We start from the raw sequence: 14,265 nt of genomic DNA, 5'->3' as shown, positions 1-14,265 counted from the left end.
CCATGGAAACCTTGTCGGCCCTTCTCTATCTGGTCGCCTCGATCTGCTTCATCATGGCGCTGCGCGGGCTCAGCAGCCCGGAGACCTCGCGCCAGGGCAACATCTACGGCATGGTCGGCATGACCATCGCCATCCTGACCACGCTGGCCTCGCCCATCGTCCAGTCCTACTGGATGATCGTGCTCGGCATCGCCATCGGCGGCGGCATCGGCTATGTCGTCGCCAAGAAGATCGAGATGACGGCGCTGCCCCAGCTGGTCGCCGCCTTCCATTCGCTGGTCGGCCTCGCCGCGGTCTTCGTCGCTCTGGCCGCCTTCTATTCGCCGGAGGCCTACGGCATCGGCACGGCCGGCGCCATCGCCAAGGGCTCGCTGGTCGAGATGGCGCTCGGCACCGCCATCGGCGCCATCACCTTCACCGGCTCCATCGTCGCCTTCGCCAAGCTCCAGGGTCTGGTCACCGGCAAGCCGCTGGTCTTTCCGATGCAGCATCCGCTGAACGCGGCGCTGGGCGTGCTGACCGTCATCCTGATCGTCTGGCTGGTGCAGTCGAACTCGACCGCCGCGATGTGGATGATCGTCCTGGTGGCGCTGGCGCTGGGCTTCCTGCTGATCCTCCCCATCGGCGGGGCGGACATGCCGGTGGTCATCTCGATGCTGAACAGCTACTCCGGCTGGGCGGCCTGCGGCATCGGCTTCACGCTTCAGAACAACCTGCTGATCATCACCGGCGCGCTGGTCGGTTCTTCGGGTGCGATCCTGTCCTACATCATGTGCAAGGGCATGAACCGTTCGATCTTCAACGTCATCCTCGGCGGCTTCGGCGGCGAGGCGGCGGGTGCCGCGGCTGGGGCCAAGGGTCCGCAGGGCTCGGTCAAGGCCGGCTCGGCGGAGGATGCCGCCTACATCATGAAGAACGCCCAGTCGGTGATCATCGTCCCCGGCTACGGCATGGCGGTGGCGCAGGCCCAGCATGCGCTGCGCGAGATGGCCGACACCCTCAAGCATGAAGGCGTCAGCGTCAAATACGCCATCCACCCGGTGGCGGGGCGCATGCCCGGCCACATGAACGTGCTGCTGGCCGAGGCAAACGTGCCCTACGACGAAGTGTTCGAGCTGGAGGACATCAACCGGGAGTTCGGCACGGCGGACGTGGCCTTCGTCATCGGCGCCAATGACGTGACCAACCCGGCGGCCAAGACCGATCCGGCCTCGCCGATCTACGGCATGCCGATCCTCGACGTGGAGAAGGCCAAGACGGTGTTCTTCATCAAGCGCGGCATGGCGGCCGGCTATGCCGGCGTCGAGAACGAGCTGTTCTTCCGGCCCAACACCATGATGCTGTTCGGCGACGCCAAGAAGGTCACCGAAGAGGTCGTCAAGGCGATGGAAGCCTGATCCGCTTCCACGATTTGCCTCTACGGGGGCTTCCAAGGCGGTTGACCGGAACGGGCGCGGGGGGCGAGGCTTCCCGCGCCCGTTTTCTTTGGGCCGCCGCCAGGACGTATCACCAAGAAAGGACGAGGACCAATGGCCGCCTACATCATCGCCGACGTGCGGGTGACCGACCCGGTCGCCTACGAGCTCTACAAGTCGTTGACCCCCGACGCCATCGCCAGGAACGGCGGCCGTTTCCTCAGCCGCGGCGGCGAAACGGTGGTGCTGGAGGGCGATTGGCAGCCCAACCGCGTCGTCATCCTGGAATTCCCCGACATGGCGACGGCCAAGGCCTTCTATGAGAGCCCGGAATACCGCAAGGCGCGGGATGCCCGACGCGATGCCGCCGATTTCAAGATGATCGTGGTCGACGGCCTGTAAACACGACGCAGGCCGTTACCGTCGGTTACACAAAGGCGTCAGCGGGACACACAGCGGCAACATGGCCTCGTTAACGGTTGGGTCACCGGAAGACGGCGGGGATTCCCCGCCGGCTCCACCACAATGACGGAAAACCCGGCCATGCATGACGATCTCCATTCCGAACCGCTCGATTCGCACATCACGCTCTGGACCCGCATCGCCGTCGCCATCCTGATGGTGGGCGTCTCGCTCTGCGGCGTCTCGCTTTACCTGCTGACGGAGATGTGACGCCACGCCGTAAAATCCGCGCCGAACCCACATTCTGCGCCGATTCCGGTCTCTGGCCGGACTGTATGAACATTCAAAAAATGTTCTATTGTGAATTCCCGTTCGCGTTCTTGTGGAAATCTCTCTTCTCTATCCGGCCAACCGTGCTAAATAGCGTCGGAACCCCAGTCGAGGATATCCGATGCTCCGCTTGACCCGCCGCTCCACCCTTGCCGCCCTGGTCGCCCTCGCGTCGGCTATGGCGTCGGCCGTGGCCGTTGCGCCCGGTTCCGCCCGCGCCGCCAATACGGTGAAGCTGGAAATCGGCTATATCCCCATCCTGGCGGCGTCGCCGCTGTTCATCGTCGACGGGCAGGGCTGGGCCAAGGAGGCCGGGATCGAACTGAAGCTGACCCGCTTCGAGTCCGGTCCGCACGCCATCCAGGCGATGGCCGCCGGCCAGATCGACCTGCTCTATGCCGGCGTCGCCCCGGTCCTGGTCGCCCGGACCAAGGGGGCCGACATCTCGGTCATCGCCAATTCCGCGGTGGAGGAGATGGTGGTCGCCGCCCGCGGCCCCTTCGCCAAGGCGCTGGGCGCCGCCCCGACCGCCGAGTCCTTCAAGAAGTTCGCCGCCGATACCGGCCGCAAGGCCAAGATCGGCACCCAGCCGCCGGGCTCGGTCCCCGACACGGTGCTGAAGCACTGGCTGTTCAAGGTGGTCAAGGTCGATCCGGCCGACGTGGAACTGGTGCCGATGGGCATCGAGAAGACGCAGCAGGCGCTGCTGGCCGGCGCCCTCGACGCGGCCACCATCCGCGAGCCGACGGTGACCGTGACCCAGCAGATGGACCCGAACGTTGCGCTGCTGGCGACCGGCGCCCAGATGTTTCCCGACCAGCCCGGCACCGTCGTCGCCGCCCGCGCCGAAGTGTTGAAGAAGAATCCCGACGCCATCAAGGCGCTGGTCAAAGCGCACATCCGCGCCGTCGAGCTGATCGCCAAGGACCCGGCCGCCTCTGCCAGGATCGTGAACAACTATCTCGGTAAGGGCCTGCTGGAGCCGGCGACGCTGGAGGCCGCCTTCAAGGGGCCGGGCTCCAAGTTCGTCGCCGATCCGCACAAGGTGGTTCCGGCGGTCGAGCGGATGATGGCCTTCACCAAGGAGATCGGGTCGGCGAGCGAGACGATCCCGGTGGCCGAGGCCTTCGACTTCAGCTTCTATGACGCCGCCGCCAAGTAAGGCGCCCCATCGATCAAGACGGCCTTTCAATGAAGACCTACCAAAAGATCGCCCTGTCGGCGCTTGGCGTCGTCACCTTCCTGCTGCTGTGGGAAGCGGTGGCGCGCAGCGGGGTGGTGCCGGCCCGGCTGCTGCCGTCGCCGAGCGCGGTGCCGGCCGCCTTCCTGACCGAGTTCAAGAGCGGCATCTGGCAGGCGATGGTGGCCGCCAGCCTGTCGCACTATCTGGTCGGCCTGTCGCTCGGCACCTTCCTCGGCGTGTCGTTCGGCACGGCGGCGGCGCTGTGGGGCGTGTGGGACGCCTTCCAGGCCTGGGTGGTGCGCATGCTGCGGCCGATCCCGGCCATCGCCTGGATCCCCTTCGCCATCATCTGGTTCGGCGTCAGCGAGGGGGCGGCGTCCTTCCTGATCTCGCTGACCGTGTTCTGGATCAACTATTATGCCAGCTACGCCGCGGTGCGCGGGGTGGACAAGGATCTGATCGAGCTGGGCCATGCCTTCGGCCAGGGCGGGCTGATCCCGCGCCTGTTCAAGATCATCCTGCCGGGGGCGCTGCCCGGCATCCTGTCCGGTGTGCGCGCCGGGCTGGGGCAGGGGTGGATGACGGTGGTCGCGGCCGAGCTGTTCGGCATCTCCGGCCTCGGCATGCGGATGATGGAGGCGTCGGGCCTGCTGGCGACCCACATCGTCGTGCTCTACATGGTCACCATCGCGCTGCTCTACGGCGTGTCGGACTTCCTGTTCATGCAAGTTCAGTCACGGGTGCTCTCATGGCAGCGGTGAGCCAGACCAACCGGCCCGCAGGATCGGTCATCGACCTGGATGGCGTCTCCATCGGCTACGGCGCCGACGCGCCGCCGGTGCTGGTCGACGTCAACCTGTCGGTCGAGCGCGGCAGCTTCGTCGCCATCGTCGGCCCGTCGGGCGTCGGCAAATCCACGCTGCTCCGCGTGGTCGCCGGGTTGCACACCGCGCGCAGCGGCGGCGTGACCATCCATCAGGACCAGCGCCCCGGCCATCGCCCGGTCGGGCTGGTGTTCCAGGATGCCCGCCTGCTGCCCTGGCGCCGGGTGATCCGCAACGTCGAGTTCGGGCTGGAGGGACTGCCGGTCAGCCGGGAGGACCGCCACCGCCGGGCCGAGGCGGCGCTGAAGCTGGTGCGGCTCGACGGCTATGCCCGCCGCTGGCCCTACGAGCTGTCGGGCGGCCAGCGCCAGCGCGTCGGCATTGCCCGCGCCATGGCGGTCGATCCCGACATCCTGCTGATGGACGAGCCGTTCGGCGCGCTCGACGCCATCACCCGCAACAACCTGCAGGACGAGTTGCGCCGCATCCACCAGGAAACCGGCAAGACCGTGCTGTTCGTCACCCACGACCTGGAGGAGGCGGTGCATCTGGCCGACCGCATCATCGTGCTGGGCGGAACCCCGGCCCGGGTGGTGCGCGACGTCCGCAACAGCGCCGGCCGCGACGGCTCGGTCTTCCGCGACCAGGTGGAGCAGCTGCGGCTGGAGATCGCCGACAATTACAGCATCTGAAGGGAATTGGCCCTCTCCCGTCCCGGGAGAGGGCGCTATCCGTCAGCCCACCTCGACCATCAGGCTGGTGGGATAGCCGGCGTCCTTCATCCGGGCGATCAGCGCCTCGACATGGGTCTGGTTGCGGGTTTCCAGAACCACGTCGATCTCCGCCATCTTCACCGGCACATTGTGGAACAGGCGCTGGTGATGCACCTCCACGATGTTGGCGCCGGCCTCGCCCAGCAGGCGGGTGACGCGGGCGAGCGCGCCGGGGGCGTCGGTGATGCCGATGCGCAGGCGGACGATGCGGCCCTCATGGACGAGGCCGCGCATCAGCACCTGGGCCATGATGCGGGAATCGATGTTGCCGCCGGACAGCACGATGCCGACCTTCCGCCCCCTGTAGCGCTCCGGATCGTCGAGCACCGCGGCCAGCGCCGCCGCACCCGCCCCCTCGGCCACCAGCTTCTGCACGGTGGCGAGATGGTAGACCGCCTCCTCCAGCCGCGCCTCGCTCACCTCGACCATCTCATCGACGAGGTCGCGGATGATCGGCAGGGTCAGGGCGCCCGGCGCCTTCACCGCGATGCCCTCCGCCACCGTGGCGCCGCCGCAGGTGATGGGTTGGCCGGCCAGCGCCTGCCGCACCGCCGGATACAGGCTGCACTGCACGCCGACAATGGTCAGGTCCGGCCGCAGCGCCTTGGCCGCGGTCGCCATGCCGGCGATCAGCCCGCCGCCGCCGACCGGGATCACCAGGATCTCGAGGTCCGGCACATCCTCCAGCAGTTCCAGCGCCGCGGTGCCCTGGCCGGCGGCGACCAGCGGGTCGTCATAGGGATGGACGAAGGTCAACCCGTCCCTTGCGGCCAGATCATGGGCGAAGGCGGCGGCCTCGCTCAGCGTCTCGCCATGCAGCTCGACGGTGGCGCCGAGATTCTCCGTCCGCTCCACCTTGGTGAAGGGGGTGAATCCGGGCATGACGATGGTCGAGCGGATGCCGAGCCGGGTCGCATGGCAGGCCACCGCCTGGGCATGGTTGCCGGCGGACATGGCGATCACGCCGGCGCGGCGTTCCGCCTCGCCCAGCGACAGCAGCTTGTTCAGCGCGCCGCGCTCCTTGAAGGAGGAGGTGGCGTGCTGGTTCTCCAGCTTCACATGCAGCCGGCATCCCGCCATGTCCCCCAGGCGGGGCGCCGCTACAGTGGGCGTTCGGGACAGATGTCCCGCGATGCGCGCCGCCGCGGCGCGCACATCCTCCAGAGTGATGGTCATTTCGCGTTTGCCCCGGGGTTGCGTGGTGTGAGTGTCAGCACCTCCGCCCCTGCCGCGACCAGCGTGCCACGGTCGCCGGCCAGACGCAACGCGCCGCCGTCGCGCCATGTCTCCACCAGATCGCCCCAATGGCGCGACCAGATGTTTCCGGATTGGCCGGTGGCGATCACGAAGCGCGAATTGTCGAGGTCGGCCAGATCATAGACCGCGCGGAAGCCGGCGCCATGGACATGGCGGAACGGATTGGCGCCATCGCGGGTCGTGGTCGTCCCGCGGTTGACGGTGAAGAAATCGCCGTCGGTTTCGACCGACAGGTCGGCCCGGCCGCCGATCAGCGGCAGGCGGCCCAGCATCCGGTGGGCAAGCTGCGCCTTGTGCTCGTCGCCCCAGCGCCAGCTCTTCGGGCTGGAGCCGTGGCGGTCGGCCAGCATCTTCACAGCGCTTTCCAGCGCCTTGCCGATGGTGTCGGCGCAGGTCTCCTTCTCCGGAGTAGTGACGTCGTCGCACCAGTCCGGCCGTTCGCCGATGACATGGCGCAACGCTTCCGGCCGCAATTCCCAGTAGGAGGCGAAGTCGGGGCCGAGTTCGTCGGCGAAGACCGCCCGCACCAGTTCGCGCAGCCAGGCGGTGAAGATCAGCGGCTCCGGCCGGTCGCGGTCCATCCGGCCGTCCCAGCCGCGCAGCAGCGCCGCGGCGTCGGTCGCAAGGCCGGGCGGCGTCGGATACTTCAGCAGCTCTGGCAGGAAGTCGCGGGCGGGCAGGGAGACGACGTCCATCTGCTGGCGTGCCACATCCTCGACGGAATGGCGGCCGGTGCCCAGCATCTCGACGATGCGCTTGGCGCGCGACGGGTCCGGCCATTCGGTGGCGAGGCGGTAGGGGTAGTCGCGCCCGACCACCGCGTTGTTGGCGTTGACGAACTGGCCGGACGGCGGGTTCACCCCCTGCGGCAGGGCGTAGTAGGGCAGGAAACCGGTCCAGTCATACTCCCCGGTCCAGCCTGGAACCGGCACGCGCCCGTCGCCCTTGCGGCGGATCGGCAGCTGCCCGGCGGTGATGAATCCGACCTCGCCGGCGACGTCGGCATAGACGATGTTCTGCTGCGGGGCGACATGCAGGCGCAGCGCGTCGCGCACGCCCTCCGCCGTGCCGGCATGGTTCAGGCGGTAGAGCGCCTCGGCGCTGGTGTCGTCCTCGGCCAGCCCGGGGAAGGACAGGGCGAGCGGGGCGCCTGAGCTGGAACCGGTGGCGGTGCCGCCATCGAGGTCGGAGATGACGGGCCCATGTCGGGTACTGCGCACCGTCAGCGTCTGCGAGGCCTCGCCGGCGATGGCGATGGTCTCGCTGCGCGTCTCGAACGGCTGGCTGCCGTCCGGGGTCAGGTAGCGGGCGGGATCCTGCGGGTCGGGCTTCTCGACGAACAGATCCTGGGTGTCGCTGTGGGTGGTGGTGAAGCCCCAGGCGACCTTGCCGTTGTGGCCGAGGATGGTCAGCGGCACGCCCGGCACGGTCGCCCCGGTGACGGTGAAGTCCGGCGTGACGATGCGGGCGAGATACCAGAGGATCGGCGCCTCCAGCCCGAGATGCGGGTCGTTGGCGATGATCGGCTTGCCGGTGGTGGTGCGTGCGCCGGTCAGCACCCATTCGTTCGAGGCGGTGTCGAAGCCCATCCGCGGCAGCGCGGCCAGGGTGCGGGTGACGGTCTCCCGCAGGTCGTTCATGCCGCGCAGTTCGCCGGCCAGCGTCGTCGGGGCGCCGGGCGCGTCGGGCGGGAACAGATCCTCGACCTGGCTCGGCGACAGCCGTTCCAGCAGGCGGGAGCGGAACAGCTCGTCGCGGTAGTTGGCGGACAGCTGCAACGCCATCAGCTTGGCCCAGACCAGGCTGTCGGCCACCGTCCAGGGTTCCGGCGTGTGGCGGAGAAGCTGGAATTCGAGCGGCAGCGCTTCCGACCGGGTGGCGAGATAGGCGTTCACGCCCTCGGCATAGGCCTCGAACGCGGTGCGGGCGTCGGGCGACAGGGTGGCGGCCATCGCCTGGGCCGAGCGGTAGAGGCCGAGCGTGCGCATCAGCCGGTCGCTGCGCAGGGCGAAGTCGCCATATTCGGTGCCGACCAGCTCGGCCAGCCGGCCGGCGCCGGCGCGGCGCATCGTCTCCATCTGCCACAGCCGGTCCTGGGCATGGGCGTAGCCGAGGGCGCGATAGCCGTCGCGTTCCGTCGCGGCGAAGATATGGACCACGCCCTGCCCGTCGCGGACGATCTCGGCCGGGGTGCCGCTGCCGGGGATGGCGATGGTGCCGTTGGTCTGCGGCTGCTGCGCGCGCATCCACAGCCAGGCGCCGAGCAGCGTCGCCGCCGGGACCAGCACCAGCACGCCGAGAGCGGCGGCGACCTTGCCCCGGCGGGTTCGCGGCAGGCGGAAGCGCGGCGGACGGAATTGCGAGGGGTGCGGCTGGCCGGGATGCTGGCCACGCGGGTAGCCGGCCGGCGGCGGGGCGGCGGTGGCGTTATGGCGGGACAGCATGCGGGCGAGGACGGCGCGAAGAAGGAAAGCGCAGGACTGGCCAGCGCTGAACAGGGCGGCGCGGAACGGGGAACGGCGAAGCATCACGGTCCGTGGGAGAGGATGGGGCGGCGAGCCGGGGCGCCGGGGCACGGTCGGGTTGCGGATGCTAGTATCCTAGCCGCCGGCCCGTCCAGGGTTGCTTGGCCGGGGCCGGCGGCTTTTTTCCCGGCCCCGCGGGGGGCTTACGCCGCGGCGGTCAGGATTTCTCGCAGCAGCGGGGCGGACACCGGCTTGTGGATCAGACGGTGGCCGCTGCGCTGAACCTCGGCGATGCGGGCGGGGTCGGTGTCCCCGGTCAGGACCACGGCGGGGACACGGACGCCGCAGACGCCGTAGATGTCGCGGATCGCCTCCACCCCCGTCCGCCCTTCGCGCAGGCGGTAGTCGGCGACGATCATCGCCGGGCGGCGTCCCAGGTTCAGCAGGGATTCGATGGCCTCGTCGGCGGACATCGCGGCGACCACGTCATAGCCCCATTCCTCCAGCATCGCCCGCATGCTGAGCAGGATGATGCTGTCGTCGTCGACGACGACGATCAGGCCCTTGCCGCGCTGCCGCTCGACCACGGTGCGAACCGGCTTGGGGATCGGGCGCGGCACCGCCGCCGGCAGGTCGAGGAAGAAGCCGCTGCCGCGGCCCGGGGCGGAGCGCACCGTCATCCCGTGGCCCAGCAGCCCAGCCAGCCGCCGCACGATGGCCAGCCCCAGCCCCAGCCCCTTGCGCCGGTCGCGTTCGGGATTGGCCAGCTGGGTGAATTCCAGGAAGATGTCCTGGATCTTGTCGGCCGGGATGCCGATGCCCTGGTCGACCACCGCCAGCCGCAGCCCGCCGTTCCGGTGCAGGCAGCCGATCAGGACGTTGCCCCGCTCCGTGTAGCGGATCGCGTTCTCGATCAGGTTGCGCAGGATGCGTTCCAGCAGGGCGGGATCGCTGCTGATCCAGGCGGTGGTCGGGACATGGCGCAGCCGGAGCCCGGACTCGGTGGCGCGGATGCGGTATTCCTCCGCCAGCCGGTCCAGCAGCGGGCCGAGCGCGAAGTCGGTGACGCTGGGCTTCACCACCCCGGCATCCAGGCGGGAGACGTCCAGCAGGCTGTCCAGCATCACCCGCAGCCCGGTCAGCGACTCGGTCATGCTGGCGAGCAGCGGGGATGTGGGGTGGTTCTCCAGCTTGTCGGACAGGGCATGGGCGAAGAAGAACAGGGATTGCAGCGGCTGGCGCAGGTCGTGGCTGGCGGCGGCCAGGAACTTGGTCTTGGCGCGGTCGGCGCGCTCGGCCTCGACCCGGGCGCGCACCGCTTCTATCCGGGCGGCCTCCGCCTCGTCGCGGGCGCGCAGGATCGCCTCCTCCGCCGCCTTGCGGGCGGTGATGTCGCGCATGATGCCGGTGTACATGCGCCGCTTGCCGACATGCCATTCGCCGACCGACAGATCGAGCGGAAAGACGGATCCGTCCTTGCGCAGCCCCTCCACCTCGCGGCCGATGCCGACGATCCGCCGCTCCCCGGTGCGGTGGTAGCGGGCGAGATAGCCGTCGTGGGCCGTGCGGTAGGGCTCCGGCATCAGCATCCTGACATTGCGGCCGATCACGTCCGCCGCGGCATAGCCGAAGGTCTTCTCGGCGGCGAGGTTGAAGGACTGGACGATGCCCTGGTCGTCGATCAGGACGATGGGGTCGACCGCGGTGTCGACGATGGCGCGGTAGCGCGCCTCCTGCTCCTCCGAGCTCTCGGCCTGCCGGCGGCGGCCGAGCAGGGAGGACAGCAGGGCGAGCGACAGCAGCAGCAGCGTGCCGGCTCCGATCATGGCGGCCAGCAGCGAGGGCGACAGCGCCATCCCGGTCGCCGGGGCCGCCATACCGTGGCCCTGCATCGCCTGGGGGGACGCCGCATTGCCGGGGCCGGCGATCGGCTCCATGCCGGCGGCGGCCATGCCGGTATAGTGCATCGCCACCACGCCGAGCCCGAGCAGCACCGCCCCCGCCGCCCGTTCCAGCGGCCCGTTGGTGCGGAAGGCCAGCCACAGGGCCGCGGTCGATGCCACGATGGCGATGACGACGGAAGCGGCGACCAGAATCGTGTCGTAGGACAAGCGGGCCTCCATGCGCATGCCTGCCATCCCCACGTAATGCATGCCGACGATGCCGAGCCCGGTCAGGGTTCCGGCGATGGGCAGGGTGAGGCGGCGCGGCCGGTTGCGGGCCACGGCGAACAGGCCGGCGCCGGACACGGCGACCGCCAGCAGGAAGGAGAGGGCGGTCAGGCCGGCGTCGTAGCCGATCGGAATATCGCTGCGGTAGGCCAGCATGCCGATGAAATGCATCGACCATATGCCGACGCCCAGCGCCAGCGCCGCGCCGGCCAATTGACGGGTTCCGCTGCGTCGGTCCTGCGGATCCGGACCGGCGACCGGCATGGCCGGCCCATCCCCCGCCGTTCCGATCCTTGCCATCCTGCCGCGCGCGTGATGGGCAAGATCCAGGGCGACGTAACCGCCGAACACGGCGATGACGTAGGATAAGACGACAAGAAGCGGGTCGTAATAGCCGGGCACGATGAAGTCGGTCTGTGTGTGGTTGGTTGCGAAAGGAGAGGAATTGTTCGCGCATTGCAGAAGACAATTTGGGAGAGGGTGCCAGTCCCTCCCATCGAACGAAAGGCTCCCCTTCGTGGTAGTGGGGGGCCTACGCCTTCCGTCCGGATATCTCCAATGAACAGGTCGCCTCCCCCTCCGACAGAGGGCAGGTCCGGATCCCATCCGCCATCTGGCCGTCTGCGCCCGATTCCACTGCGTATTCTGCGTGGAATCGCGACCCTGTTCGCACTCGCCTATTTCCTGCTGGATGCGCTTGCATACTGGGTTGTGCGGCCCGTCCTGTACCGAATTTCACGGCTGCCGGTCTTCGCGCGGATCGGCCGCTGGGCCGGCGGGCTGGGGCCTTACCCGTCCCTGCTTCTGGTCCTGCTGCCGCTGGCGCTGTTGGAGCCCGCCAAGCCGGTGGGCGCCCTGCTGCTCGCCACCGGGAGGCCGGTGGCCGGGGTCGCCGTGATCGTCGGGGCGGAACTGGTCAAGATCACGCTGGTGGAACGGCTGTTCCACGTCGTCAAGCCGAAGCTGCTGACCATCGGCTGGTTCGCCCGGGGATATCGTCGGGTGACTGGCTGGCTTTGCTGGCTGAAGGAGACCGCGCCGGCCCGTGCCGCCCGCCGCCTGCTTCGACGGCTGCGGCGGCTGGGACGGCGGCTGTCGCTGACGGTGCGGCGGGCGCTGCGGGGGTGAAGCGGCCCGATACCGGCGCCAATCCGGTCAGCCCGCGATCGCCAGCACCAGCGCCCCGGCGATCAGCAGGATGCAGGCCCGCCGGTAGAGCGTCAGCGCCAGGCCGATGTCCTCCGGAGTTGCGGCGGTGCGGCCGGCGCCCAGCCAGACATCCTCGATGCGGGTGGTGCCGTAGACGCGCGGTCCGCCCAGCCGCAGGTCGAGCGCTCCGGCCATGGCCGCCTCGGGCCAGCCGGCGTTGGGGGAACGATGGCGGTGGGCGTCCCGCCGCACCGACAGCCAAGCCTGCCGGCCGTCGGCCCCGCCGGTCAGCCGGGCCGCGGCGACCAGCAGCAGCGCGGTCAGGCGCGAGCCGGGCAGATTGACCAGATCGTCGAGCCTTGCCGCCGCCCAGCCAAAGGCCTCGTGCCGGGGTGTGCGGTGGCCGATCATGCTGTCGGCGGTGTTGATCGCCTTGTAGAGTGCCAATCCGGGCAACCCGCCTACCAGCAGCCAGACCGCCGGAGCGACCACGCCGTCGGAGAAATTCTCCGCCAGACTTTCGATGGCGGCGCGGACGACGGCGGGCTCGTCCAGCGTCGCCGGGTTGCGGCCGACGATCATCGACACCGCCTTGCGTCCGCCCTCCAGCCCGCCTATGCGGAACCCGTCGGCGACCGCCTGCACATGGTCGTGCAGACTGCGTTGGGCCAGCAGGGTGGAGGCGAGGGCGGCCTCGGCCAGCCAGCCGAAAGGCAGCAGCCGGCAGGCCCAGGCCGCCGCCGCCGCCACGCCGCCCACCGTCAGCAGCAAAACCAGCACGGCCAGCACGCCCGATGCCTTGCGCCGGCCGAACCCGTCGATCTCGCGGTTGAGCGCATGGTCGAGCTGCGCGATAAGCGCACCGATCCACACGACCGGGTGACGGATGCGGGCGTAGAGTGGATCCGGATAGCCTGCCACCGCTTCGATGACCAGCGCAGTGGCGAGCAGGAAGGAATGCAGCGGCACGGACGGACGTTCCAGGGAATGGGGCGGCCGGCAGGCCGCGCGGCGGCGGGAAGGAAGAGGCGCGATCATGGCCGAAGACGGCACGGCGACCAAGCGGGCTATGACGGGGCGGGAAATGACGGGTCAGGACATGACCGGTCAGGCCGCGGCGGGACAAGGGAAGCCGGACGCGGCGGGCGGCACCCTTTTGCATGGCGGCGACCTGGACGGCGCCCGTGCCGCCTTTCCCGGCGCGCCGGCCCCCTGGATCGACCTGTCCACCGGCATCAACCCCTGGCCCTATCCGCTGCCGCCGGTCCCGCTCGATGCCTGGACCCGGCTGCCCGGCCGGGGGGAGGAGGAGGCGCTGCGCGCGGCGGCGGCATCCTGCTACGGTGCGTCGTCGGCGGAGCTGGTCGCCACCGCCTCCGGCTCGCAGGCGTTGATCCAGCTGTTGCCGCGGCTGTGCCGGCCGGGCCGGGTCGCCGTGCTGGGGCCGACCTATGCCGAGCATGCTCGCTGCTGGGCGCTGGCCGGCCACGAGGTGCGCGCGGTCGAGCGGCCGGAGGAGGCCGGGGTGCTGGTGGCCGGGGTGCTGGTGATCGTCAACCCCAACAACCCCGACGGCCGGCGCTTCGCCCCCGGCGAGCTGCTGGAGATGGCCGGGGCGCAGGCGGCGCGCGGCGGCCTGCTGGTGGTGGACGAGGCCTTCGCCGACATGCGGCCGGAGGACAGCGTCGCTCCCGCCGCCGGCCAGCCGGGTCTGGTGGTGCTGCGGTCCTTCGGGAAGTTCTTCGGGCTGGCCGGGCTGCGGCTGGGCATCGCCCTGGCGCCGGCGGCGCTGGCGGCGGCGCTGCGGGAGGCCGTCGGTCCCTGGGCGGTGTCCGGTCCCGGCCTTGCCATCGCCACGGCGGCGCTGGGCGACCGCGACTGGATCCCGGCGACCCGCGATCGTCTGGCGCGGGCCTCGGCCGGGCTGGACCGACTGCTGGAGGGAGCCGGCCTGCGGGTGGCCGGGGGGACCGAGCTGTTCCGTCTGGTGGAGGACGCGCGGGCGCCGTCGCTCTACCGGGCGCTGGGGAGCGCCGGGATCCTGGTGCGCCGATTCGAGCATCGTCCCGACTGGCTTCGCTTCGGATTGCCCGGTCCGGACGAGGCGTGGCGGCGGCTTGCTGTCGCTTTGGACGATTGAGCCATCCGGGAAGCGCAACCGGCTTGACTGTCAGCCTATTGAACAATCGACGAAAATTTTATGTTTTCAACCGTTTATAGAATTTCCTTTCGAGCTTCGCCACCTCGTAGGGATTCACCGGCATTGCAAGGAAATAAAATTCTATGGGACACTGTC

At 69.6% G+C, this 14,265-nt stretch carries 12 protein-coding genes; 8 read left to right on the top strand and 4 right to left on the bottom strand.

Features of this window, described 5'->3' with window-relative positions:
- Window positions 1–2: 2 nt before the first annotated feature.
- The 6 genes from AL072_RS13070 to AL072_RS13050 all read left to right on the top strand — a co-directional run bounded on the left by AL072_RS13070 (window position 3) and on the right by AL072_RS13050 (window position 4,846).
- Complete coding sequence (locus AL072_RS13070; RefSeq protein ID WP_045582196.1) at window positions 3–1,397, top strand: NAD(P)(+) transhydrogenase (Re/Si-specific) subunit beta; 1,395 nt, start codon at window positions 3–5, stop codon at window positions 1,395–1,397.
- Window positions 1,398–1,529: 132 nt separating this feature from the next.
- Window positions 1,530–1,817 carry a DUF1330 domain-containing protein gene (locus AL072_RS13065; protein ID WP_045582197.1) on the top strand — a complete coding sequence of 96 codons (288 nt, stop codon included), beginning with the start codon at window positions 1,530–1,532 and terminating at the stop codon, window positions 1,815–1,817.
- Between the two features lie 141 nt (window positions 1,818–1,958).
- Complete coding sequence (locus tag AL072_RS35990) at window positions 1,959–2,087, top strand: hypothetical protein (RefSeq protein WP_281178640.1); 129 nt, start codon at window positions 1,959–1,961, stop codon at window positions 2,085–2,087.
- A 181-nt stretch (window positions 2,088–2,268) separates the two neighbouring features.
- Window positions 2,269–3,309, top strand: coding sequence for an ABC transporter substrate-binding protein (locus AL072_RS13060; RefSeq protein WP_052710010.1), 1,041 nt, complete (start codon window positions 2,269–2,271; stop codon window positions 3,307–3,309).
- A gap of 29 nt (window positions 3,310–3,338) precedes the next feature.
- Window positions 3,339–4,091, top strand: coding sequence for an ABC transporter permease (locus tag AL072_RS13055; RefSeq protein ID WP_045582198.1), 753 nt, complete (start codon window positions 3,339–3,341; stop codon window positions 4,089–4,091).
- Window positions 4,079–4,846: an ABC transporter ATP-binding protein gene (locus tag AL072_RS13050; RefSeq protein ID WP_045582199.1), complete on the top strand. Its 768-nt coding sequence runs from the start codon at window positions 4,079–4,081 to the stop codon at window positions 4,844–4,846. The genes AL072_RS13055 and AL072_RS13050 overlap by 13 nt, the downstream gene beginning before the upstream one ends.
- 42 nt (window positions 4,847–4,888) lie before the next feature.
- Here the strand turns inward: AL072_RS13050 and AL072_RS13045 are convergent, their stop codons facing one another.
- The 3 genes from AL072_RS13045 to AL072_RS13035 all read right to left on the bottom strand — a co-directional run bounded on the left by AL072_RS13045 (window position 4,889) and on the right by AL072_RS13035 (window position 11,222).
- On the bottom strand, window positions 4,889–6,103 hold the full coding sequence (locus AL072_RS13045; RefSeq protein ID WP_045582200.1) for a threonine ammonia-lyase: 1,215 nt from the start codon (window positions 6,101–6,103) through the stop codon (window positions 4,889–4,891).
- On the bottom strand, window positions 6,100–8,712 hold the full coding sequence (locus tag AL072_RS13040; protein WP_052710011.1) for a penicillin acylase family protein: 2,613 nt from the start codon (window positions 8,710–8,712) through the stop codon (window positions 6,100–6,102). The genes AL072_RS13045 and AL072_RS13040 overlap by 4 nt, the downstream gene beginning before the upstream one ends.
- Before the next feature lie 140 nt (window positions 8,713–8,852).
- Window positions 8,853–11,222 (bottom strand): hybrid sensor histidine kinase/response regulator, encoded by a 2,370-nt coding sequence (locus AL072_RS13035; protein ID WP_045582201.1) that lies wholly within the window; start codon window positions 11,220–11,222, stop codon window positions 8,853–8,855.
- A 309-nt stretch (window positions 11,223–11,531) separates the two neighbouring features.
- On the opposite strand from AL072_RS13035, the gene AL072_RS13030 reads away from it, so the two are divergent.
- Window positions 11,532–11,948: a hypothetical protein gene (locus tag AL072_RS13030; RefSeq protein ID WP_245636683.1), complete on the top strand. Its 417-nt coding sequence runs from the start codon at window positions 11,532–11,534 to the stop codon at window positions 11,946–11,948.
- A 27-nt stretch (window positions 11,949–11,975) separates the two neighbouring features.
- Here AL072_RS13030 and cbiB read toward each other — a convergent pair whose 3' ends face one another.
- Window positions 11,976–12,938: an adenosylcobinamide-phosphate synthase CbiB gene (gene cbiB / locus AL072_RS13025; protein WP_045582202.1), complete on the bottom strand. Its 963-nt coding sequence runs from the start codon at window positions 12,936–12,938 to the stop codon at window positions 11,976–11,978.
- Window positions 12,939–13,005: 67 nt separating this feature from the next.
- Between cbiB and cobD the strand changes: the two genes are divergently transcribed.
- Entirely contained in the window at window positions 13,006–14,109 is a 1,104-nt protein-coding gene (gene cobD / locus AL072_RS13020) for a threonine-phosphate decarboxylase CobD (RefSeq protein WP_082405201.1), read from the top strand.
- The last annotated feature ends 156 nt before the right edge of the window (window positions 14,110–14,265 follow it).

The organism is Azospirillum thiophilum (assembly GCF_001305595.1).
Lineage (GTDB): Bacteria > Pseudomonadota > Alphaproteobacteria > Azospirillales > Azospirillaceae > Azospirillum > Azospirillum thiophilum.
This window is presented reverse-complemented; position numbering and strand designations above follow the sequence as displayed.

Excerpts from the sequence above, each read along its gene's own strand:
- AL072_RS13070 (WP_045582196.1), top strand. The coding sequence starts at position 3 with ATGGAAACCTTGTCGGCCCTTCTCTATCTGGTCGCCTCGATCTGCTTC.
- AL072_RS13065 (WP_045582197.1), top strand. The coding sequence starts at position 1,530 with ATGGCCGCCTACATCATCGCCGACGTGCGGGTGACCGACCCGGTCGCC.
- AL072_RS35990 (WP_281178640.1), top strand. The coding sequence starts at position 1,959 with ATGCATGACGATCTCCATTCCGAACCGCTCGATTCGCACATCACGCTC.
- AL072_RS13060 (WP_052710010.1), top strand. The coding sequence starts at position 2,269 with ATGCTCCGCTTGACCCGCCGCTCCACCCTTGCCGCCCTGGTCGCCCTC.
- AL072_RS13055 (WP_045582198.1), top strand. The coding sequence starts at position 3,339 with ATGAAGACCTACCAAAAGATCGCCCTGTCGGCGCTTGGCGTCGTCACC.
- AL072_RS13050 (WP_045582199.1), top strand. The coding sequence starts at position 4,079 with ATGGCAGCGGTGAGCCAGACCAACCGGCCCGCAGGATCGGTCATCGAC.
- AL072_RS13045 (WP_045582200.1), bottom strand. The coding sequence starts at position 6,103 with ATGACCATCACTCTGGAGGATGTGCGCGCCGCGGCGGCGCGCATCGCG.
- AL072_RS13040 (WP_052710011.1), bottom strand. The coding sequence starts at position 8,712 with ATGCTTCGCCGTTCCCCGTTCCGCGCCGCCCTGTTCAGCGCTGGCCAG.
- cobD (WP_082405201.1), top strand. The coding sequence starts at position 13,006 with ATGGCCGAAGACGGCACGGCGACCAAGCGGGCTATGACGGGGCGGGAA.